At 73.2% G+C, this 21,167-nt stretch carries 19 protein-coding genes and 1 pseudogene; 9 read left to right on the top strand and 11 right to left on the bottom strand.

Features of this window, described 5'->3' with window-relative positions; translation table 11 throughout:
• Window positions 1-22: 22 nt before the first annotated feature.
• The 5 genes and pseudogenes from ACOTKD_RS21070 to ACOTKD_RS21050 form a co-directional block, all read right to left on the bottom strand.
• Complete coding sequence (locus ACOTKD_RS21070) at window positions 23-1,294, bottom strand: hypothetical protein (protein WP_424890539.1); 1,272 nt, start codon at window positions 1,292-1,294, stop codon at window positions 23-25.
• Between the two features lie 84 nt (window positions 1,295-1,378).
• A complete protein-coding gene (locus tag ACOTKD_RS21065; RefSeq protein WP_424890538.1) occupies window positions 1,379-2,227 on the bottom strand; it encodes an ArsR/SmtB family transcription factor in 849 nt (282 codons plus the stop codon).
• A gap of 50 nt (window positions 2,228-2,277) precedes the next feature.
• Window positions 2,278-2,505: pseudogene (ilvN, locus tag ACOTKD_RS21060) on the bottom strand (acetolactate synthase small subunit); the annotation flags it as partial.
• A 9-nt stretch (window positions 2,506-2,514) separates the two neighbouring features.
• On the bottom strand, window positions 2,515-4,332 hold the full coding sequence (locus ACOTKD_RS21055; RefSeq protein WP_424890537.1) for an acetolactate synthase large subunit: 1,818 nt from the start codon (window positions 4,330-4,332) through the stop codon (window positions 2,515-2,517).
• 347 nt (window positions 4,333-4,679) lie between these two features.
• Window positions 4,680-5,711 carry a hypothetical protein gene (locus ACOTKD_RS21050; protein WP_424890536.1) on the bottom strand — a complete coding sequence of 344 codons (1,032 nt, stop codon included), beginning with the start codon at window positions 5,709-5,711 and terminating at the stop codon, window positions 4,680-4,682.
• Between the two features lie 322 nt (window positions 5,712-6,033).
• Between ACOTKD_RS21050 and ACOTKD_RS21045 the strand changes: the two genes are divergently transcribed.
• Window positions 6,034-7,629 (top strand): MFS transporter, encoded by a 1,596-nt coding sequence (locus ACOTKD_RS21045; protein WP_424890535.1) that lies wholly within the window; start codon window positions 6,034-6,036, stop codon window positions 7,627-7,629.
• Window positions 7,629-10,223 (top strand): AMP-binding protein, encoded by a 2,595-nt coding sequence (locus tag ACOTKD_RS21040; protein WP_424890534.1) that lies wholly within the window; start codon window positions 7,629-7,631, stop codon window positions 10,221-10,223. Before ACOTKD_RS21045 ends, ACOTKD_RS21040 begins: the two co-directional genes overlap by 1 nt.
• Before the next feature lie 112 nt (window positions 10,224-10,335).
• Here the strand turns inward: ACOTKD_RS21040 and ACOTKD_RS21035 are convergent, their stop codons facing one another.
• Window positions 10,336-11,046: a peptidyl-tRNA hydrolase gene (locus tag ACOTKD_RS21035; RefSeq protein ID WP_424890533.1), complete on the bottom strand. Its 711-nt coding sequence runs from the start codon at window positions 11,044-11,046 to the stop codon at window positions 10,336-10,338.
• A gap of 47 nt (window positions 11,047-11,093) precedes the next feature.
• On the opposite strand from ACOTKD_RS21035, the gene ACOTKD_RS21030 reads away from it, so the two are divergent.
• The 3 genes from ACOTKD_RS21030 to ACOTKD_RS21020 are packed head-to-tail and all read left to right on the top strand — an operon-like array spanning window position 11,094 to window position 12,858.
• On the top strand, window positions 11,094-12,038 hold the full coding sequence (locus ACOTKD_RS21030; RefSeq protein WP_424890532.1) for an ABC transporter ATP-binding protein: 945 nt from the start codon (window positions 11,094-11,096) through the stop codon (window positions 12,036-12,038).
• On the top strand, window positions 12,035-12,703 hold the full coding sequence (locus ACOTKD_RS21025; protein WP_424890531.1) for an ABC transporter: 669 nt from the start codon (window positions 12,035-12,037) through the stop codon (window positions 12,701-12,703). Before ACOTKD_RS21030 ends, ACOTKD_RS21025 begins: the two co-directional genes overlap by 4 nt.
• A 14-nt stretch (window positions 12,704-12,717) precedes the next feature.
• Window positions 12,718-12,858, top strand: a complete 141-nt coding sequence (locus ACOTKD_RS21020; protein ID WP_189383256.1) for a hypothetical protein — start codon at window positions 12,718-12,720, stop codon at window positions 12,856-12,858.
• A gap of 22 nt (window positions 12,859-12,880) precedes the next feature.
• Here the strand turns inward: ACOTKD_RS21020 and ACOTKD_RS21015 are convergent, their stop codons facing one another.
• The 3 genes from ACOTKD_RS21015 to zapE form a co-directional block, all read right to left on the bottom strand.
• On the bottom strand, window positions 12,881-13,711 hold the full coding sequence (locus tag ACOTKD_RS21015; protein WP_424890766.1) for a polysaccharide deacetylase family protein: 831 nt from the start codon (window positions 13,709-13,711) through the stop codon (window positions 12,881-12,883).
• Window positions 13,712-13,827: 116 nt separating this feature from the next.
• Complete coding sequence (locus ACOTKD_RS21010) at window positions 13,828-14,124, bottom strand: hypothetical protein (RefSeq protein WP_424890530.1); 297 nt, start codon at window positions 14,122-14,124, stop codon at window positions 13,828-13,830.
• A gap of 291 nt (window positions 14,125-14,415) precedes the next feature.
• Entirely contained in the window at window positions 14,416-15,486 is a 1,071-nt protein-coding gene (gene zapE, locus ACOTKD_RS21005) for a cell division protein ZapE (protein WP_424890765.1), read from the bottom strand.
• A gap of 149 nt (window positions 15,487-15,635) precedes the next feature.
• Between zapE and ACOTKD_RS21000 the strand changes: the two genes are divergently transcribed.
• Together ACOTKD_RS21000 and ACOTKD_RS20995 are read left to right on the top strand one after the other, a co-directional pair.
• Window positions 15,636-16,454: a pyrimidine reductase family protein gene (locus tag ACOTKD_RS21000; RefSeq protein WP_424890529.1), complete on the top strand. Its 819-nt coding sequence runs from the start codon at window positions 15,636-15,638 to the stop codon at window positions 16,452-16,454.
• A gap of 164 nt (window positions 16,455-16,618) precedes the next feature.
• The gene (locus tag ACOTKD_RS20995; protein ID WP_424890528.1) at window positions 16,619-17,119 is read left to right on the top strand and encodes an indole-3-glycerol phosphate synthase; all 501 of its coding nucleotides are present in this window, start codon (window positions 16,619-16,621) and stop codon (window positions 17,117-17,119) included.
• 24 nt (window positions 17,120-17,143) lie between these two features.
• Here ACOTKD_RS20995 and ACOTKD_RS20990 read toward each other — a convergent pair whose 3' ends face one another.
• Window positions 17,144-17,824 carry an ABC transporter ATP-binding protein gene (locus ACOTKD_RS20990; protein ID WP_424890527.1) on the bottom strand — a complete coding sequence of 227 codons (681 nt, stop codon included), beginning with the start codon at window positions 17,822-17,824 and terminating at the stop codon, window positions 17,144-17,146.
• A complete protein-coding gene (locus ACOTKD_RS20985; protein WP_424890526.1) occupies window positions 17,821-18,885 on the bottom strand; it encodes an ABC transporter permease in 1,065 nt (354 codons plus the stop codon). Before ACOTKD_RS20985 ends, ACOTKD_RS20990 begins: the two co-directional genes overlap by 4 nt.
• Window positions 18,886-19,157: 272 nt before the next feature.
• On the opposite strand from ACOTKD_RS20985, the gene ACOTKD_RS20980 reads away from it, so the two are divergent.
• Entirely contained in the window at window positions 19,158-20,423 is a 1,266-nt protein-coding gene (locus tag ACOTKD_RS20980; RefSeq protein WP_424890764.1) for a sensor histidine kinase, read from the top strand.
• Window positions 20,420-21,091 (top strand): response regulator, encoded by a 672-nt coding sequence (locus ACOTKD_RS20975; protein ID WP_424890525.1) that lies wholly within the window; start codon window positions 20,420-20,422, stop codon window positions 21,089-21,091. Before ACOTKD_RS20980 ends, ACOTKD_RS20975 begins: the two co-directional genes overlap by 4 nt.
• The last annotated feature ends 76 nt before the right edge of the window (window positions 21,092-21,167 follow it).

The raw sequence follows: 21,167 nt of genomic DNA, 5'->3' as shown, positions 1-21,167 counted from the left end.
GGGCGAGCCCCCGGCCCGCGGTCTACTTGACGAGCGTGGCCCAGTCCGGCGACTGCGCCGGGTCCAGGCCGCGGAACTTCGCCAGGACCTTCGGGTCCTGGGCGTCCAGCCAGTCGGCGAGCTGCTTGAAGGACACGCAGCGCACTCCGTCGCGCTTGCAGACCGCCTTCACGACGTCCTCGACGGCCTTCATGTAGATGCCGCCGTTCCAGTCCTCGAAGTGGTTGCCGACGAACATCGGCGCCCGGCTGCCGTTGTAGACGCGCTCGAAGCCGTTGAGGTAGCCGTCCCGGGTCAGCTTGCGCCACTCCGCGTACTTGGCCGGGTCGCCCTTGGTGTTGTCGCCGGACTGGTTGTAGAGGAAGTTGAAGTCCATCGACAGGACCTGCTTCTCGCTCTTGGGGTACGGCAGCAGCTGCAGCGGGAAGTTCCACATGTTGTTGATCTTCGACGGCCAGATCTGGAAGTCACCGGGCGAGCTCGCGTCGTAGCGCCAGCCGAAGGACTGGGCCGCCGCCAGCATGTTCTTCTGCCCCTCCAGGCACGGGGCGCGGCCGCCCACCAGCTCCTTCTTGAAGTCGAAGGGCAGCGGCGGAAGGCTCTTCAGGCCGGTGTTCGTCTTCCAGTTCTCGACGAAGGAGTACGACTGCTCGATCTCGCTCTTCCACTCGGCGACGCTCCAGTCGCCGCCGCCCTTCCCGCCGCAGAAGTGGCCGTTGAAGTGGGTGCCGATCTCGTTGCCGTCCAGCCACGCGCCCCGCAGCTGGACCAGGGTGTCCTTGATGTGCGGGTCGGTCGCGAAGGATATCGCCGCGTCGCCCGGCTTGTGCTGCGGCGGCTTGTACAACGACGCCTTCGACTTCGGCAGCAGGTACATGCTGGTGAGGAAGAACGTCATCTTCGCGTTGTTCTCCGCGGCCACCTGGCGGAAGTGCGAGAACTGGTGGTCGTCGCCCTCCAGCGCGCCGTCCCAGGAGAAGACGACGAACTGCGGCGGCTTCTCGCCCGGCTTCAGCTTCTTTGGCTTGGGCTGGTTCGGCTGCGGGCCCGTGTAGGACGTCGAACCGTCCCCGAGCACCTTGACCTTGCCGTCCCACTTCTCCTCGGGCTTCTTGCCGTCCTCGTCCTCACCGCCGCCGGGGCTCTGCGCGGAGCCCGGGGAGGCCGCCGACGCGGAGCTCTTGCCGCCGTCCTTCTTCTCGTCGGCGTCGCAGGCGGTCAGGCCCATCGCGAGCGCGGCGACGGCGCCCGCGGTGACGAGAGCCGTCGCGCCGCGCACGGTCCTTTTCGACAACTTCTTACCCCCTGGCGCCAAAACAGATGTTCTCCGCCAGTATCACAGGTCTCCCTGTGAGTCCCGTCAGCCCCTTCAGCCCCTTCAGCCCCTCTGGGCCATGATGAGCGCCGATCCTATGGGGGTCAGGACATGTCTGACCGCTTTGCCCACCCGGTGGGTGGCGACCAGGCCTCCGTTGCGCAGGGCGGCCACGTGCACCGACGCGGTCCCCGCGCTGACGCCGAGCCGGTCCGCCAGGTCGCCGGTGCCGCAGCCGTCGCCGATGTTCAGGAGCGCCGCCGCGCGGCCCCGGCCGAGCAGGGCGCCGAGCCGGCCGGGGGCGGCCGCCTCGTTCTCCTCCCACAGCGTGCGGTGCCCGGACGCCGGGTAGGTGATCAGTGTTCCGGCCTCGTTCGCCAGCAGCACACCCGTCCTCCGGAAGACCGAAGGCACCATGACGAGCGCACGCTCCCCGGTTCCCGTCTCGCCCCAGGCGTCGTGGACCGTGAGACCGGGCAGGCGGTCCACGACATGGCGCACCCCGAAGGCGGCCAGGTTGTGCGCGCGGAGCGCGACGTCCGACTCCAGGGCGGTTCTGATCCGGGGCCAGTCGCCGGTGAGGCAGTCCTGGAAGAAGTCGCGCACCGCCTCCTGGAGCGGCCCGAGGGCCGAGAAGTCGAGTTCGTCGCGGCTCGTCACCCCGCCCCGGCAGCGGAGCAGCTGCTCGGCCACCGAGCGAGTCCGCTGCCGTACCAGGGCCGGAGGAAGGCCGAGCGCGTGACGCCGCGCGGAGACCGGGCTGTGCCGGCGCCGGCCCGGCGGGGCCGGGTACTGCGCCCGGAGGGCTTCGGCCGCCGCCAGCACCTCCAGCAGCGGCGAGACGAGGAAGCGGCAACCGGACAGAGCGCGCGCCGACACGCTCAAGGGGCCGGTGTTGGTGACGGTGGGCATCCGGTGGTCTGTCCCCCTATCGCTTCGGCGAGCGAGGACTACGCGCTTCGCTCGTGGACGGAAATGACGTTCACCAGCTTTTCGAGCTGCTGAATGATCTGCTCCAGGGGACGTTCCGCCACATCGACGACGATCGTCATGCGGGAGGTGGCGGGCTCGTCGGCGGGCTCCACCGACAGCGAATCAATGTTGAATCCCCGGCGGGAGAAGAGTCCCGCCACCCGCGTGAGGGCGCCGGCCTTGTTCTCGACGCGGACGGAGAGGGTGTGCTTCGGCATGAATTGTTCCTAATCTTCGTCGTCACCGAAGTCGGGACGCAGATCGCGGGCCGCCATGATGTCGTCGTTGGAGGTGCCTGCGGCGACCATCGGCCAGACCATGGCGTCCTGATGGACGATGAAGTCGATGACGACGGGCGCGTCGTCGAGCGCCATCGCCTTCTCGATCGTCGCGTCGAGCTCATCGGGAGATTCGCACCGCAGGCCGTGACAGCCCATGGCCTCGGCGAGTTTGACGAAGTCCGGGATGCGGGTGCCCGCTCCGGCCCCGCTCCCTGCCGCCTCACCGGAGTGCAGCACGGTGTTGGAGTACCGCTGTCCGTAGAACAGCGTCTGCCACTGGCGCACCATGCCCAGGACGCCGTTGTTGATGATCGCGACCTTGACCGGGATGTTGTTGAGCGCGCAGGTGACGAGTTCCTGGTTGGTCATCTGGAAGCAGCCGTCGCCGTCGATCGCCCAGACCGCCGCTTCCGGCCGCCCGGCCTTGGCGCCCATCGCGGCCGGGACGGCGTATCCCATCGTGCCCAGGCCACCGGAGTTGAGCCAGCTGCGGGGGCGGTCGTACGCGATGAACTGCGCGGCCCACATCTGGTGCTGGCCCACGCCCGCGGCGACGATCGTGTCGTCGCCGGTCAGCCGGCCGATGCGCTGGATCACCTGCTGCGGGGAGAGCGTGCCGGCCGGTGCCGGCTCGTATCCCAGCGGGTACGTCCTGCGCCAGGTGTCCACCTGCTGCCACCAGTTCGCGTAGTCGCAGGCGGACCGGTCCTGTTCGAGTTCGTCACGGACGGCGGTGACGAGGCCGGCCAGCACGTCACGGGCGTCGCCGACGACGGGAACGTCCGCGAAGCGGTTCTTGCCGATCTCCGCCGGGTCGATGTCGGCATGCACGACGGTGGCGAGGGGGGCGAAGCCGTCCAGCTTGCCGGTGACCCGGTCGTCGAACCGCGCGCCCAGGGCGACGATCAGATCCGCTTTCTGGAGGGCCGTCACAGCGGCGACCGTTCCGTGCATCCCCGGCATGCCCAGGTGCTGCGGATGGCTGCCGGGAAAGGCGCCGATCCCCATGAGGGTCGTGGTGACGGGAGCCCCGGTGAGTTCCGCCAGTTCCTTCAACTCGCCGGTGGCGCCGGCTTTGAGCACACCGCCGCCGACGTAGAGCACCGGACGCTCGGCGCGGGCGAGCAGCCTGGCGGCCTCGTGGATCTGTTTGCGGTGCGGCTTGACCGCGGGCCGGTAGCCCGGGAGCCGGTACTCGGCCGGGCGGCGGAAGACGGTGTCCCGCTGCAGCGCGTCCTTGGTGATGTCGACCAGGACCGGCCCGGGGCGTCCGGTGGAGGCGATGTGGAACGCTTCGAATATCGCACGGGGGATCTCGTCCGGATCCGTGATCAGGAAGCTGTGCTTGGTCACCGGCATCGTGATGCCGCAGATGTCGGCTTCCTGAAAGGCGTCCGTGCCGATCGCCGAGCTGATCACCTGGCCGGTGATCGCCACGAGCGGAACGGAGTCCATATAGGCGTCGGCGATCGGGGTGACCAGATTCGTCGCTCCCGGCCCACTGGTGGCCATGCAGACGCCGACCTTTCCGGTGGCCTGGGCGTACCCCGTCGCGGCGTGACCGGCACCTTGCTCGTGCCTCACCAGAATGTGCCGGATTTTGGCCGAGTCCATCAGGGCGTCGTACGCGGGCGTGATCGCTCCGCCGGGGATGCCGAACGCGGTGTCGACGCCCACTTCTTCAAGGGACCGGACGAGGGACTGGGCGCCCGTGATGGTTTCGGACGGGCGCGGGGATGCGGTTGTTCGCGTGCTCTGGGTCATCGGTTATGGGTTCTCTCGTGGTGTCACCGCGGGCTGGCGGACTTGTCCGGCGGCGGCGGAGGAAGAGGGTGGCCAACACGCCGCCCAGACGCGGGCACGTGATCTGCGTGCACATCTCGGCGAAGTGCACGCGGGAGAGCCCGTCGGTGCACCTGATGCATTTCCGCTGGTGAGCGGTTTCCGATCTTAAACACAGCTGTCCGATTACCGAAGAACTCGTCTCAGATAATGAGAGCGCTCGCAAGGTTCGCGGGGCGGGCCGGCATGACGGCACGAGGCCCCCGCGCCGCCGGTGGGTCCGGAGTCTCACCACGGCGGCACGGGGGCCTCGTTGACGGAACGGCGGGTCAGCCGTTGATCAGGTGGTCGGTGCCGGGCACCAGGTGCTCCTGGTGGGGCGTCATGTCGTCCACGTTCACCGTCTTGATGATCCAGCGGGTCTGCAGCGCCTCGGGGTCGCCCACGTTCACGACTTCCTTGGCGTGGATCGTGTGGTTGTTGTACGTGATCACGAAGTCACCGGGCTCGATGAAGACCCGCTGCTTCAGCCGGTGCAGGGTGTCGGCGACCTTGGGGACGACGGCCTTGGCGGCGTCGGTGACCCCCACCGTCCGGTTCTCGAAGAACCGCAGGTCCTCCGGGCCGCGACCGCCGATGACCGGGTGCAGGTCGGCTTCGCCGAGCTCCACCCGCCCGCCGCCCATGGTGCTCAGGTCGTCGAAGGGGGTGTAGAACTCGGGCGAGCGCAGCAGCGCCATCTCCTCGTCGGTGAAGCAGCGGATGACGTCGATGTTCCGCACGAACGAGGTGTAGACCTCGTTCACGGGGTGGCTCCGCATCCCGACCATGTACACCTGGTCGGGGCGCACGAAGTGATTGGCGAGGTCCTTGTGGAAGTGGATCTGCCGGAGCGCCTTCTGCGACTGGCTGCTCTGCAGACGCCGCTGGGGGTAGATGTCCTGGAAGACATCGCCGTCGTTGACGTTGACGTACCCGATCGCCGGCGTGTTCGCCAGCTGGGCGAACAGCGCGAGGAACCCTTCGGCGACGAACGTCTTCTTCAGCTCGTACTTGGAGCGCACGGGCTGGTCGAAGTCGAACACCGGGACGTCGCGGTCGTGCGGGACGTTCTTCATGACGACCACGGGCTCGGCGGCGCGGTCGCGGGTCGCCAGCGAGCCGACGTAGGAGCGGAAGCGCTCGGGCACCGCGCCGCCCGTGATGAGCTGCCCCACCTGGAAGCGGTGGGCCTCGTAAAGCCGGTACGGGTTCGCGGTGACGCCGCCGAGCGCGGCCTCCAGGGCCTCGCGCTCCGCATCGGTGAATACGAACTCCGGAATGATGGTCCAGTCGGTCCCGACGGTGACTTCGGCAGTCATGTGCGCCCCCTTGGCGGAATTCCCCACCGCAGTGGGGCCGTTGCTCGATCCGGTGCGCGACGCGATCAGCGCAGCGCACCTCGGCGGGGAGCCAAGTCCACCCCCGTCCCGCTGTCCATGTATTTGAGGCAGAGTCAAAAGCTCGCCGGGCGAGATGTGATCCGAGCCACCCGCCCTTGATCTTCTTTGCGCTTGACTGCTAGCGTCTGAATCCAGCAAGCCCAAAATAGCTTGCGTTTTGGGGCGCACGAGGCCACGACCCGGAAATACGCTCTGATTTCCCTCCCGCTGCGGCACGGAAAAGCGGATCTTTTTGTGCCGGATGCCCGGCGGCGGAGCGTCGCGCCCCCGAAAGAAAACCGAGAAGCACATGTCGCCAACGGCGAGTCGACCGAAACTGTTGTCGCGCACCTGCGGTGTCGTGGCCACCGCCTATCTGAGCCTTTTCATGGTCTCCGCGGACAATTCCATCATCAACACCGCGGTGCCCAGCATATCGGCGTCATTGGGCGCGGGAACCCCGGACGTGCAAATGGCGATCGACGCCTACATGCTGGTGTTCGCCTCGTCATTGATCATCGCGGGCAGCTTCGTCGACCGGCTGGGCACGCGCCGTTGCTATGCCGTGGGGATCGGCGTGTTCACCGCCGCCTCGCTGCTGGGAGCGTGCGCTCCCTCGGTGCTCGCGCTGATCCTGTCCCGCGCGGGGATGGGAGTCGGGGCGGCGTTCATCGTGCCGAGCATCTTCGGGCTGTTCGCCAAGGAGCTGACCGACAGCGGCAGGCGGCGCGTGCTGGCGCTGTGGCCGGCGGTCGTCGGTCTCGGCGTGGCCGTCGGGCCGGTGCTGGGCGGCCTGCTGCTGACCCGCTTCTGGTACGGATCGATCTTCCTGCTCAACGTCCCGGTCGGAGTGCTCGCCCTGATCGGTACCGCCACCCTGATCCGGCGCGGCGACCCGGCGCCCGCCGCGAGGCGTCCGGCCCCCGCCGGAGCGGTCCTCCTGCTGGCCGGTGTCGCGATGCTCGCCTCGGCGGTCATCTTCGCCGTCGACGACCGGATCCCCGGACCGCTGCGCTTCGGTCTCGGCGCCGCCGGCCTGCTGGCGCTGGCCGGGTACACGGCCCACGAACGGCGCACGGACCGGCCGCTGTTCGACCTCGGCTACTTTCGCGAGCGGAAGTTCACCGGAGCCGTCGTGGCCATGTCCGGACTCTTCTTCGCGCTCTTCGGAACGGTCTTCCTGGCCGGGCAGTTCACCCAGTACGGCTTGGGCTGGGGTCCTCTGCCGGCCGGCGCCGGGCTGCTCCCGCTCGCGGTGGGACTGACGGCCGCCTCGCTGTCCTGCATCCGGGTCACCGCACGGATCGGGGTCAAGGCGACCGTGACCGGCGGGCTCGGCCTCGGCGCGCTGGGATGCCTGCTCTGCGCGACGGCCGCCGCGGACCTGTGGTACCCCCTGCTCGCCGCGGGGCTGCTGAGCTGCGGACTCGGCATGGGGTGGTCCGTCGGCCCCGCGCTGACGCTGATCGTCACCAGTCTCCGGCCGGCCGACACCGGTGTGGGTTCCTCCGTGAACGCCATGTTCCAGCAGATCTTCGGTGCCGGGGGCGTCGCGGTGATGGGCCTGGTGTTCTCGGCCCGCTACGGGGCCGAGGTCGCCTCGGCCCCCGGCCTTCCGGAGGCGGCCCGATCGGTCGCCGAGGGCCACGCCCTGCTCGCCCACGGGCCGGAGCGGTTTCCGGCCTGGTTCGCCGACGGGCTGAGTTCCGGCCTCCTCGCGGCCTGGCTCACCGGCGCGGTGGTGGCATCGGCCGCCGCGGTCACCGCTCTGGTGGTCCTGCCCGCCTCCGCTCCCGCTCCCGCTCCCGCCACGACCACCGCTCCCGCCACTCCCGGCTCGCGAAAGGCGAACGCCTGATGACTTCGGACAAGGGTGCCCTGCTGTACTCGGCGATCGCCGCGCACGCGAGCGAACGCCCCCACAAGACCGCACTGTCCCGCGGAGAGCACCGGCTCACCTTCGGTGAACTCGCGGCTGCCGCAGATGACGTGGCCCTCCGTCTGGCCGAACTCGGTGTCGCTCCCGAGACCGTGGTGGTCATCGATCTGCCCGTCGGCTTCGACACCGTGGTCGCGATGGCCGCGGTCAGCGGACTCGGCGCGGCCTTCACCCTGCTGGAGCCGGACCTGCCGGCCTCCCGCAAGCAGCTGATCATCGATGACTGCCGCCCGGTCGCGCTGGTCACGGAGTCCGGGGTGACACGGGGTCCGCGACCGGGGGCCCGGCTGGACGAGCGGCTGGTGCGGCGGACCTCGCCCGCCGCGTACGTCGGCTACACCTCGGGATCGACCGGGGTCCCCAAGGGCGCCGTCATCGAGCATGCCGCACTGGAGAACCACGTGCGCCGCACCGTCGAGTGGTACGGCCTGACCTCGTCCGACACCCGGTTGTTCTTCTCCTCGATCGCCTTCGACCTGGCGCTCGAACAGATCTGCACGTCGATGCTCGCCGGCTGCGAACTGGCCTTCCGGGACGAGGCGTTCGTGTACGGCGGAGCCGAGGACTTCCTCTATCACTGCCGTCGGCTCGGCGTCACCGTGCTGAGCCTGCCGACGGGCGTGTTCAACGGATTCGGCGCCGAGCTGGCCGAGGCGGCCGGCCACCGCGCTCCGGACCTCCGGCTGGTGATGGCCGGCGGGGAAGCGCCGACCCGGGCCGCGGTGGCGGCGTGGGCGACGGTCGCCCCCGGAGGCACCCGCGTGGTGAACGGGTACGGGCCGACCGAGACGGCCGTCGTCGTCTGCTACCGGGACCTGAAGCCCGGCGACGCCATCGCGATAGGCGGCCCGATCGACGGCGTCCGCTTCCGCCTGGAGCCGCTGAGCGACGCGGGTGACTCGGGCGATGCGGGTGACGCGACCGAGCTGGTCATCCAGGGCGTCGCGGTCGGCCGCGGCTACCTGGGCCACGCGGCGTCGTCCTCGGCGTTCTGCACGCTCGACGGGGTCTGGTCGTACCGCACCGGCGACGCGGCCACGGCGCGCAGCGACGGCGGCTACGACCTGCACGGGCGCTTCGACGCGCAGGTCAAGGTGCACGGCGGGTTCCGGGTGGAGCTCGGTGAGATCGTCTCCCGGCTCCTGGCCGTCGACTTCGTCCTCGACGCGGTGGTCGTCCCGTTCGACGGCGCCGGCAGCCGGCTGCTCGCCGCGTTCGTCCGGCTCGACCGGAACCTCGCGCCGCGGGCGGACGCCGAGGCGGAGATCGTGCGGCGGCTGTCGTCCGCTCTCCCCGAGTACATGGTGCCCTCGCGGGTCAGCGTGCTGGACGAGTTCCCGCTCACGGCACGCGGCAAGGTCGATCGCGCCGCGCTGCTGGACCGGGCCGAGGCGCTCCCGGGCGCGGACGGCGAGCAGGACGCCGATCCGGCCGACGTGGGCGCACAGCTCCGGCTGGCCTGGCGACGGGTGCTGGGCAGCCCGCCCCCGGACGAGTCGGCGAGCTTCTTCGCGGTCGGCGGCAACTCGGTCAGGGCCATCGAGCTCATCACGCAGGTGCGCGGCCGGCTGGGGGTGCAGCTGCGCGCGGCCGAGCTGTACCGGACTCCCCGTTTCGACGCGCTGGCACGTCTCCTGACCGATCGCCGTGCGGGCATACCCACCGCGCACCACACCACCGGCACCACCCTCGTGACGATGCGTCCGGGGGGCAAGGACAGGCTGTGGGTCTTCCTTCCGCCCCTGTCCGGAGCGGTCACCCGCTACGCGGCGCTGTCCAGGATGCTGCCCGCCGAGGACACCGTGTGGGCCATGGAGACCCCTCCCGAGCTGTCCGGCAAGGGCATGGCCGCACTCGCCGACGGACTGACCGAGGTCCTGCTCGCCCAGGGCGCCGGTCAGTACGGGACCGTCTGCGTGTCCGGGTTCTCGCTGGGCGGCGTGTTCGGCTACGAAGTGGCCCGCCGGCTCCACGACAAGTGCGGCGACGCGGTGCGTGCCCTGCTCATCGACCCGCCGGACCCCGGTGCGCACCGCGTGAGCGTGCACGACGCCTTCGACATCTTCGTCCGTGTCGGGTGGTCGATCACCACTCCCGCGCGGCAGTTCGCCGACGGCCACGGCGGCTTCGACCTCGCCGCCGTCACCGTGGCGGCGAAGAACGCGGGGACGCTGGCCCGGGACGCCGACCAGCAGGAGATCGAGGACGCCTGGGCGGTGTACGAGTCGAACGCGCGGATCCTCGACGGCCTGCTGCTGAGCCGTCCCCAGGGGCTGCGGGTGCGTCTGCTGCAGGGCGACACCGGTGGCGAGATCGACTACGGCCGCCGGGGGCCGGCCACCGTCACCCTCGACGGCGGCGCACCGTGGTCGGGCGGACGCGCCGTGGGCCAGTGGCGGGACATCCTGCCGGACGACGCCGTGGACCGGCTGCCGGTCGATCACTTCGCCCTGCTCGAATCCCCCAACGACGAACTGGTCCGGGACTGGCTCGTCACCCACGCGCAGCGCTGACCCGGACCGGCCGCAGGAACCGCCGGGGCGCAACCACGCCGCACGTTCGTGCAGACGGGGCGCCCCGGCCGGGTGGCGCGGGACGCGGGCCGCAGTCGGAGGAGCCGCCCGGCTACACGCGCCGCAGGCGCGGGAGCGGGCAGTAGCGCTCGCCTCCTTCGGCCACGACGGTCGGCCCGGGGGCGATCTCGGTGAAGCCCGCGTCCCGCACCACCGGCAGGCCGCTCGCCAGGAGTTCCGGCCAGCGGGCCGGGTCCGCCGTCCGCACCGCCAGCGCGAAGCCGGCCGCGCGCCAGGCCGCGCGGGCGGCGTCGTCCAGCCCCCACCACGCCAGCTGCGCGCCGTGCCCGGCCTGCGCCATCGCCTTGCCCGCCGACATCTCCAGCTTCGGGTTCATCCACAGCACCGGCAGCGCGGGGTCCGGCTCGGCAGGGGGTTCCGGTTCGTCCAGGTCCGTGCCCGACACCTGCAGCTTCACGAGCTCCTTGGGCCAGCCGTCCAGGGGCACCGGCGGGAAGACGCGCACCTCCGCCCGCTCACCGGTCACCGCGATGCCCGGCAGCGCCGACGCCTTGCGCCACTCCGCGCCGCGCGCCCTGCGGACCACCTTGCGGATCCGCGAGTCCTCCCAGTCCCGTACCGCCCGCGCCCACTCGCCGTCCTCGCCGCCGGGCCCGGTCCCGGCACCGGCCCGCTCGTCCGACAGCAGCGTCAGCACGGCGCGCGCCGCGGTCTCCAGGGCGTCGGTCCGGGCGGGCGGGGCGTCCTTCTCGATCCGCACGACGAGGGGCAGGACGAACTGGGGTGCGTCAGGGCTGGTCACGGCCCCCAGTCTGCCAGCCGCCCGGCAGCGCCCCGTAAGCTGCCCGGATGAGACTCACGGGGGTGGGCCGCCGCTACGGGTTCGGCGGGCCGTGGATACTGCGCGACCTCGACCTCGACATCCCCGCGGGCAGTCTGCTGCGGGTCGAGGGCAGCAACGGCAGCGGCAAGTCCACGCTGCTGCGGCTGCTCGCGGGCATCGACGCCCCGAGCGCCGGCCGGATCACCGGCCGGCCCCGCACCGCCTACGTCCCCGAACGCTTCCCCGCCGCGCTGCCGATGACGGCGGGCGCCTACCTCACGTCCCTCGGCCGCATCCACGGCCTCGGCCGCGCCGCCGCGTCCCGCGGGGCGCGGGAGTGGCTGGAGCGGTTCGGCGCCGGCGCGTACGCCGGCACGCCGCTGTCCGAACTGTCCAAGGGCACCAGCCAGAAGGTCGCCGTCGCCCAAGGGCTGATGGGCACGCCCGGCCTCCTCGTCCTGGACGAGGCGTGGACGGGCCTGGACCGCACGTCGCGGGGCATCCTCGACCAGGCGGTACGGGAACGGGTGGCGGCCGGGGCGCGGGTGGTCTTCGTGGACCACGATCCGAGGCGGCTGGCGGGGGAGGCGCATGCGGTACTGAGACTCGGCGGCCGCACTGACCCGGCCGGTTCCGGCAACGCCCCGGTTGGTGCCGGCAGCCGCTCGGGCGGTTCCGGCGACCTGCCGGGCGGTCCGGAAAACTACCCGGCCGGTCCCCGCAACACCTCAGCCCGTCCGGCGTTCGAGGACACCGCGCGTCCGGCGCGGAACGCCACGGTGCACATCGTCGCCGAAGGCCCGGCCGGAGCCGAGCTCCCCCACGGCCTCCCCGGCGCGGCCGAGCCGCTCGGCGGAGGCGCCGTCAGACTGACCGTGGCCGGCCCGCAAACGGACGACACCCTCCGCACCCTCCTCACCGCCCGGCCCCCGTGGCACATCCGCTCCGTGACGGAGGCACCGCACCCGTGACCGCCCTGCTCCGCTACCAGGCCGCCCTCTTCCTGCGCTCGCACCGCTGGCTGCCGCCGCTGCTGTTCTACGGCGGCTCCATGGCCGTCGGCGTGCAGAGCGGCCAGCCGGTCCTGGACTGCGCCGGGTGGGCGGCGGCCACGCTGCTGCCCGTCACCGCGTGGCTGGTCCGGGTCTGCGTGACCAACGAGCCGCCCGCCGCGCGGGACTGCACCGCCGCCGCTGCCGGCCCGTGGCGCGTGCACCTGGCCGCGGTCGCCGTCGCCCTGGGCGCGGCGCTGCTGCTGGCCGCGGCCGGGAGCGGGATCGTCGCGGCGGTCGGCGACCCGCACACCGCCGACCGGCGGGCGGTGGTGCCCATGGGGTCCGCCACCGCCGCGGGGCTGGTGTGCGCGGTGGCCTGCGCGCTGCTCGGGACGGCTGTGGGGGCGCTGTGCAACCGGCCGCTGCTGCGCAGCACCGCGTGGGCGGTGCCGTCGACGCTGCTCGCCACGGTCGTCGTGCTGTTCGCCGGGGCGTCGCCCGCGAACGCCGCGGTGACCGGCCTGGTCACGGGGTCCCGTACGGGCGTCGTGCACGTCCCGCTGCTGCCGCTCGCCGCCGCGGGCGCCCTGGCGGCCGCAGCCGTCGCGACCGCCTGCGCGCTCGCCGCCCGGCGGACATAGGCGAGGATGGGGGCATGAGCGACCGCAACGACGAGGCGTTCGCGGACTGCGTGCAGTGCGCGAAGCCCACCGAGTACCCCGCCGACCGCCCCGGCATCACGCTGTGCCCCGTATGCGAATGGCAGGAGGCGCAGCGCACCGCGTGCTCCGGCTGACCCCCGGGCGCGGGCCCGCCCGTCAGCGGGCGGCGATCAGGTCCGAGACCCGGACCAATGCGTAGCCGCGGGCCCGCAGTTCCGGCACGATGCGCCGGATCGCCTCCTCCGTGGCCGGTGCCGCGCTGTGCGTGCAGTGCATGACCACGACCGAGCCGGGCTTGACCTGCGCCAGGACCTGGTCGGCCACCGGCCCGGACCTCTTGGCGAAGGCGTCGCCGCTGATCACGTCCCACTGCACGGCCGTGACCTTCGCCGGGGCTATCTCGCGCAGCACCGCGTCGTCGTAACAGCCGCCGGGGAAGCGGAAGTACGGCACGGTGCGCTCCACGCCGGCCTTCACGAACGCGGCGGAGGCCCGCTCCACGTCCTGCCGGGCGGTGCCGGGCGCCACGGCCGGGAGGCCGTAGCAGGGCGTGGAGAACGCGTGGTGGCTGTAGGAGTGGTCGGCGACCTCGAAAAGGGGGTCGGCGCCGATGGACTTCGCCTGGTCCGGGTACTGCTCGGCCCACTTGCCCGTCATGAAGACGGTGGCGGGCACCTTCAGCCGCCGCAGCGTCGCGATGAGCTCCGGGTTGTCGAACCGCTCCCCGCGCGCGGCACGCTTGTCCTGATCCGCCGTCATGTCGGCGTCGAAGGTGAGGGCGACGCGCTTGGCGCCGTCGCGCCGGCCGTGCGAGAAGACGGGGGCGGCCCCGCCCGGGCCCGGGGGCAGCGTGGGCGCGGCCAGGGGCCGGACGGAGGGCGCCGGCGGCGTCCCGGCCGGCGAAGCGGCCCCGGACGGAGGGGTTTCGGGGCGCTCGGCCGCGCCGGAGCTGCCGCCGCCGCACGCGGCGAGGGGCAGGCAGAGCAGCGCGGCGAGGGCGGGCGCGAGGGCGTGACGGGCCTGTCGGCGACGGAGGACGGGGGTGGGGGTCACCACGGCACTGTACGCCCTGCCCCGCCGCGCCCTCGGGCCCGCCGGTGCCGTCAGGCGACGACGACGTTGTGCGCCGGGGTGATGCTGGGCTGCAGGTCGGCGAAGCCGAGGTCGGCGAGGACGGGGCCGAGGGTCTTGGCCCAGTTCTCCAGCGCCTCGGCGGACTCCCACACGTCCGTCACCCGCCAGCCGCCGCCCTCCAGGGGGCCGGCGAGGTGGGCGACGAGCCCGGCTGCGGGGATGTCGGCGAGGCGGGTGAAGCCCTGCCCGTCGGTGACGCGGGCGACGACGGCCTCGTAGAGGTCCTGTCCCCCTTCGGGGACGTCGAAGGTGACGATGACGGCCATGGTGTGCTCCTGGCGGTGGCGGAGAGCCCGGTGCCGGGCCCGTACACACCCTCCCCCGCCGGGCCGCCGCGGGGCAGCCCCGGCGCGGCGGCTCGCGGGCGCGTTGGGCGGGGGACCGTAGGCGCTGGCGCGAGGGCGCGCGGGGAGCGGGTGGCTTCGCTTCGAAACGTTCCGGCCGGGACGGCTACGCCGCCCGGCGCCGGACCTGCTCCGCGGCACGTTCTTCCGCCGCAACGGCGCGCCACCACGACGGGGCGGTCCGGCGGTGCCGAACCGCCCGCAGCCCGTGGGCTACGCCTCGACCAGTCGCTTCGCGTCGCGCGCGAGCGCGGTGAGCCGGGAAATCGCCCGGAAGTACTTCTTGCGGTAGCCGCCGGCCAGCATCTCCGCGCTGAACAGCTCGTCGAACGGCCGCCCCGACGCCAGGACCGGTATCTCGCGGTCGTACAGCCGGTCGGCCAGGACGACCAGCCGCAGCGCCGTGGACTGGTCCGGCACCGGCTCGACGCCGGTCAGGCACACGGCCCGCACGGAGTCGCACATCGCGCCGTAACGGCTGGGGTGGACCTTGGAGAGGTGCTCCAGCAGCGCGGGGAAGGCGTCGAGCGAGGCGCCCTCGGTGTTTTCAGCCGTACGGGTGACGGTCGCGTCGTCGTACGGGGCGGGCGCCTCCGGCAGGCCGCGGTGGCGGTAGTCCTCGCCGTCGATGCGCAGGGGGCGGAAGTGGGCCGACAGCCCCTGTATCTCGCGCAGGAAGTCCGCCGCGGCGAACCGGCCCTCGCCGAGCTTGCCCGGCAGCGTGTTGGAGGTCGCGGCGAGCGCGACGCCCGCCTCCACCAGCTTGCCCAGCAGGGTGGAGACGAGGACGGTGTCGCCCGGGTCGTCGAGCTCGAACTCGTCGATGCACAGGAGGCGGTGGCCGCTGAGGGTCTTGACGGTCTGCTGGAAGCCCAGGGCGCCGACGAGGTTGGTCAGCTCCACGAAGGTGCCGAACGCCTTCAGCTCCGGGGCGGCCGGGGTGGCGTGCCACAGGGAGGCCAGCAGGTGGGTCTTGCCGACGCCGTACCCGCCGTCGAGGTAGACGCCGCGCGGGCCGGCGGCCGCGGCCGGCTTCGCCTCGCGCCGGAACCAGCGCCTGCGGCCCCCGCCGGTGGCGCTCGCACCGCCGAGGCCGCCCGCGAAGCCGCTGAGGACCTTGACGGCCTCGGTCTGGCTGGGCTGGTCGGCCGCCGGTATGTAGTTGTCGAAGCGGACCGTGCCGAAACGGGGCGGCGGCACCATCTCGGCGACCAGGCGGTCGGCCGGGACGTGCGGGGCGCGCGAGGTCAGCGCGATCGGGGAGCCGGTACCGGCGCCGGCTATCGGGCCCGAGGCGTCGGAAGGGGCCGACGGGGCCGGTGAGGCGGCTGCGCCGGAAGCGGAGGCGGTGGTGGGTGACACAGCTCTCCAGCCTAGCCGCTGAACACCGGCTGCCGGCCGCCGGAAGAGCGAGGCATGTCACACTGCGGCCTATGCGACGCCTGTTCCCCGTGCCCCTGCCGTCTTCCTCCGCCCCGGCTTCCCCCTCGTCCCCTTCGTCCTCCTCCACCCTCACGGAGGACCGCACCTGGGAGCTGGAGGAGCTCGCCGAGGCCTACGCCTACCCGGAGGCGGCGGGGAGCGGCGGCCGCGCGTGGCTGCGCGCCAACATGGTCTCCTCGCTGGACGGCGCGGCCCACCACGAGGGGCGCTCGCAGCCGCTGTCCTCCGCCGCCGACATGCGCGTCTTCGGCACGCTGCGCGGCCTCGCGGACGCGGTCGTCGTCGGTGCGGAGACCGTGCGCCAGGAGGGATACCGGCCCGCCCGCGCCCGCGAGGCGTTCGCGGCGCGCCGGGCGGCGCTCGGCCAGGGGCCCGCGCCGGTGATCGCGATCGTCAGCGCGGGGCTCGACCTGGACTTCACCCTGCCCTTGTTCAGGGAGCCGCTGGTGCCGACCATCGTGCTGACGGGTGCGGACGCTCCCGCGGACCGGGTCGCCGCGGCCGGCGCGGCCGGGGCCGAGGTGCTCGTGGCCGGCGAGGGGCGCCGGGTGGACCCCGCGCGGGTGCCGGAGGTGCTGGCCGCGCGCGGTCTGACCAGGCTGCTCACCGAGGGCGGCCCCAGGCTGCTCGGGCAGTTCGCGGCGGCGGGCGTGCTCGACGAGCTGTGCCTGACGCTCGCGCCGCTGGTCGCGGGCGGTACGGCGGACCGGATCGTGAACGGTCCCGGCATCCCCGTGCCGGAACGATTCGTCCTCGCCTCGCTCCTCGAAGAGGGGGGTTTTCTGTTCAGCCGGTACCACAGAATCTGACAATCGGCGGAATATTCCGTTCCGGTTACCCGTCCGTGGGCAGAATTGAGTCGGACGCGCCCGAAGGGGCACGTGACCAGAACAGGCGGGCCCAGGGGGGCGCGCGCAGGATGGTTTCTGTTGGCCGTTGGGCCGGTGGCCCACGAAGGAGAAGGGCTCCCACCGTGTTCACGAGCGTATTGATGATCGAGCAGCCGCTGTCCGCCACCGACGTCGACTTCGTCACCACCCTCCACGACGACGAGCTGTCCTTCGTGGTCCTCATGCAGCCCAGAGGCGCCGAGGACCGGCTCCTCCGCGCCATCGACGACGTCGCCCTCGGCGAGCTGGAACGGGCCGTGCACGAGGCCGACGAGCCGGAGGGCGAGCAGGCCCTCCGCCCGGCCGCCCTCGCCCTGGAGCACTCGCTCCGCAGCCTCCGGGAGGCGGGCTGCGAGGCCGTGGGCCAGCTCGTCGAGGGCCACCCGCTGGACCTGCTGCGGTCCGTGGTCGAGCAGACCCACGCCGACGAGGTGATCGTGCTGACCGCACCGCACCTGGTGGAGGAGTTCTTCCACCGCGACTGGGCCTCCCGGGCCCGGCACAAGGTCGGCGTGCCCGTCCTCAAGCTCTACGCCCACAACGACGAGGAGGACTACGCCCTGGGGGACGTGGGAGAGGGGTGAGCCGGGGCGGGGGAGCCCGCGCGGTCAGCGCAGCCGTCCGTCGGCCATCGTCAGGACCCGGTCCGCCCGGCCGAGCAGCTCCCGGTCGTGCGTGACCAGCACCGTCGCCGTCCGGTGCGCCCGCGTCACCTCGGCGAGCAGCTCCACGACCTGCCCGCCGCGCTCGTGATCCAGTGCCGACGTCGGCTCGTCCACCAGCAGGACGGACGGGCCGCCGGACAGCGCGCGGGCGATGTTCACCCGCTGGCGCTCGCCGCCCGACAGCTGGTGCGGGCGGCGGCGCCGCTTCGCCGTGTCCAGGCCCACCGACTCCAGCAGCTCCGCGGCCCGCGCCCGGGCGGCCCGCACGCTCGCGCCCCGCACGTGCGCAACGGCCAGCAGCTGCTCCTCCGCGGTCAGCGACGGCAGCAGGTTCGCCTGCTGGAAGACGATGCCGATCCGCTCCCGGCGCAGCGCCGTACGGGCCCGGGCGCTCATCGGCCCGGTGTCCCGCCCGGCCACGGTCACGCGCCCCTCGTCGGGGTGCAGCAGCGTCGCCGCCACCGCGAGCAGGCTCGACTTCCCCGAGCCGGAGGGGCCGGCGACGGCGACGAGCTCGCCGGGCGCCACGTCCATGGAGACGGCGTCGAGGGCGGTCAGCCGGCGGTCGCCGTCCGGGTAGGTGAGGGTGACGGCGTCGAGCGACAGGGCGGGGGTGGTGGTCATCGGGAGGCTCCCAGGGCGGTCAGCGGGTCGACGGACGTGATGCGGCGTACGGCGAGGGCGGAGCCGGCCAGGCCCAGCAGCACCATGGCCGCGACGGGCACGGCCACGGTCGCCGCGCCCAGCTCGAACGGCACCGATGCCGACGCGAGCGCCCCGCCGGCCGCGCCCGCCGCCGCGCCGAGCGCGGATCCGGCGGCCAGGACGACCGCGGCCTGCCCGAGCGCGTCCCGCACGAGGTAGGCGCTGCTCGCACCCACGGCCTTGAGCACCGCGACGTCGGGCCTGCGCTGCACCGTCCACACCGTGAAGAAGGCGCCCACGACCAGGGCGCTCACCACGAACAGGAAGCCCTGGATCATCCGCAGGGTGCCGTGCTCGGCCGCGTAGCCGTCGATGCCGTCCAGGGCCTCGCCGACGGAGACCGCCTTCGTGGACCGCGCGGCGTCCCCGGCCGGGCGCCCGCCCCCGTCCACGGCGAGCGCGGTCGGCTGGGCCTGGTGGCTCACCCGCTGCCACGTCGCGAGGGTCGTCCACACGCTCGGGGCGTGGCCGTGGCTGCGGTCCCCGGTGATGCCCGAGACGGTCAGCTCCTCGGTGCCGAGGGTGACCCGGTCGCCGGTGCGCAGCCCGGCGTCGCGCGCCACGCGCTCGCTCACGGCCACCTGGCCGCTGCCCGGCGCCGCGCCGGTGACGAGCGCGGGCCGCAGCCGGTCCGGCGTCCCGAAGACGCTCACCGACGACGCCCGGCCGCCCGCCGTCAGCCGCGTCATCGCCACGCCGAACGGCTCGGCGGACCGCACGCCCGCCGCCTCCCGCCAGGCCCGCTGCTGCCCGGCGTCCACCGAGCTGTTCGAGAACGACACCTCCGGTCCGGCCCCGGCGGGCGCACCGAAGACGATCCGCCCGGCCGGCAGGCCCGCCACGGCGGACGACGCCTCCCGCGCCAGACCGTCGGTCAGGCCGTAGAGAAAGACCACGAGGGTCGTGATGAGCGTGACCACGGCACCCATCAGGGCGAACCGCCCCCGGGCGAAACGGATGTCACGGAGCGCGACGAACAAGGCCTTCTACCTCTGCTTCCGGGCTCTGAACAGGACCCCTCCACACTCCCGCGCGAACGCCCCGCCGCCATCAGGGCAAGGACTGGCCCGCGGCCCGTCCGTACGGTGCACCCGAAAATCAATCGAACGGTTGAGGGCGGGAACGGGCAAGCCGCCGGGCACGGGCCCGTACGCTCGATGGGGTGAGCCGAACGACCCCTTCCGCCCTTCGCGCCCGGCGCGCGGCGCGGCCCGCGCCGGACGCCGTCGCCGTGCCCCCGCCCGGCTCCGACATGCCCTCCCTGCGCCTCGTCCGCCTCGCGCTGCACGGCTCCTTCTACGTGCTCCTCGCCGTCGCCGCCGCCCCGGCCGCCGCCGGCGGTAAATCCCCGGCGACCCTGCTGCCCGCCGCCGTGCTCGCGGCCGTCTACGGTCTCGGCATCGTCCGGATCGCCGCCCGCCGCGGGCTCTGGCTCACCGCCGTCACCGCCCTGTGGCTGCTGCTGCTCGCCATGGACCACGGCTACAGCTACGTCGCCTTCCCGCTGTTCTTCCTCTTCCTGGGCGCCCTCCCCGTCCGCTGGGCGCACCCCGCCATCGCCGCGGCCACCGCCGCCGTCGTGGCCGCCCAGGCCGCCGCGCCCGGCGGGCTCACCGCCGCCAAGGTGATCGGCCCCGTCGCCGGCGCCGCCGTCGCCATCCTCACCGGCTACGGCTACGCCGCGCTCTACCGCGAGAGCCGCAAGCGCCAGCAGCTCATCGACGACCTGCTGCGGACCCGCGACGAGCTCGCCGCCGCCCAGCGCGAGGCAGGCCGGCTCGCCGAGCGCCAGCGGCTCGCTCGCGAGATCCACGACACCCTCGCCCAGGGCCTGTCCAGCATCGTCCTGCTCGCCCGCGCCGCCGAGACCGCGGCCCCCGGCACCGCCCGCGAGCGCGTCCGCGAGATCGGGCTGACCGCCTCCGACAACCTCGCCGAGGCCCGCCGCTTCGTCCAGGCCCTCACCCCGCCCGCCCTGGAGGACGCGCCCCTGCCCGAGGCGCTGCGCAGGGTCACCGCGCGCACGGTCCCCGGGGCCGTCTTCCGCCTCGACGGCGACCCCTGCACGCTCCCCATGGAGACCGAGGTCGCCCTGCTGCGCCTCACGCAGGAGGCCCTCGCCAACGTCGCCCGCCACGCGCACGCCGACCGCACCGCCGTCACCCTCGCCTTCCTCGACGGCCAGGTCACCCTCGACATCTACGACGACGGCGTCGGCTTCACCCCCGGCGACGGCCGTGCCGACGGCCGCCGGACCTTCGGCCTGCACGGCATGCGCGAACGCATCGCCGCCCTCGGCGGCACCCTCACCGTCGAGTCGGCCCCGGGGGAGGGCACGGCGATCGCGGCGGTGGTGCCGGTGGCTGCCGGGGCCCGGCCCCGGTCCCGGGACGAGGGACGCGAGGGGGTTCCGTCCGAGGGCGGACCCGGGGCATCCTCCGCGCCGCGGCGACCGGCCACGACGGCGGTGTCCGGCGGTGCCGGACCGGCCGCCACCCCGAAGGGGGCCGCGGTATGAGCGAGCCGGCACGCTCCGAAGGCGCCGGCCGCGAGGCCGTGCGCGTGCTGATCGTCGACGACCACCCCATCGTCCGCCGCGGCCTGCGCGCCATGGTCGACGACCTCCCGGACGTGGAGGCCGTCGGCGAGGCCGCCGACGGCGCCGCGGCCCTGCGGCTGCTCGACGCCGGAACCCGCCCGGACGTCGTCCTCATGGACCTCCAGATGGGCGACGGCATGCACGGCGTCGAGGCCACCCGCCGCATCACGGCGCTGCCCTCCCCGCCCGCCGTCCTCATCCTCACCACCTACAGCACCGACGCCGACATCCTCGCCGCCGTCGAGGCCGGCGCCACCGGCTACCTCCTCAAGGACGCCCCGCCCGAGGAGGTCGCCGCCGCCGTCCACGCCGCCGCCCGCGGCGAGACCGTCCTCGCCCCGCCCGTCGCCGCCCGCCTGCTCGGCCGCGTGCGCGCCGGGGGCAGGCCCGCCCTCACCCAGCGCGAGACCGAGATCCTCGGACTGGTGGCCGAGGGCCTGGCCAACAAACAGATCTCTCGCCGCCTCTTCATCAGCGAGGCGACGGTCAAGACCCACCTCGTGCACATCTACGGAAAGCTCGGCGTCGACAGCCGTACGGCGGCGATCGCGGCGGGCCTGGCGGCGGGGCTGATCCGGGCGGTGTGACGGGGGAGGACGGGGCTGTCACCGCGGGGTGCAAGAATCGGTCCCTGACACCCAGCACGCTGCGACAGGGAGCACC

Origin of the sequence: Streptomyces sp. XH2 (genome assembly GCF_049725035.1) — a bacterium.
GTDB lineage: Bacteria > Actinomycetota > Actinomycetes > Streptomycetales > Streptomycetaceae > Streptomyces > Streptomyces roseoverticillatus.
The sequence above is the reverse complement of the archived record's forward strand: the minus strand, read 5'-3'. Positions and strand labels throughout refer to the sequence as shown.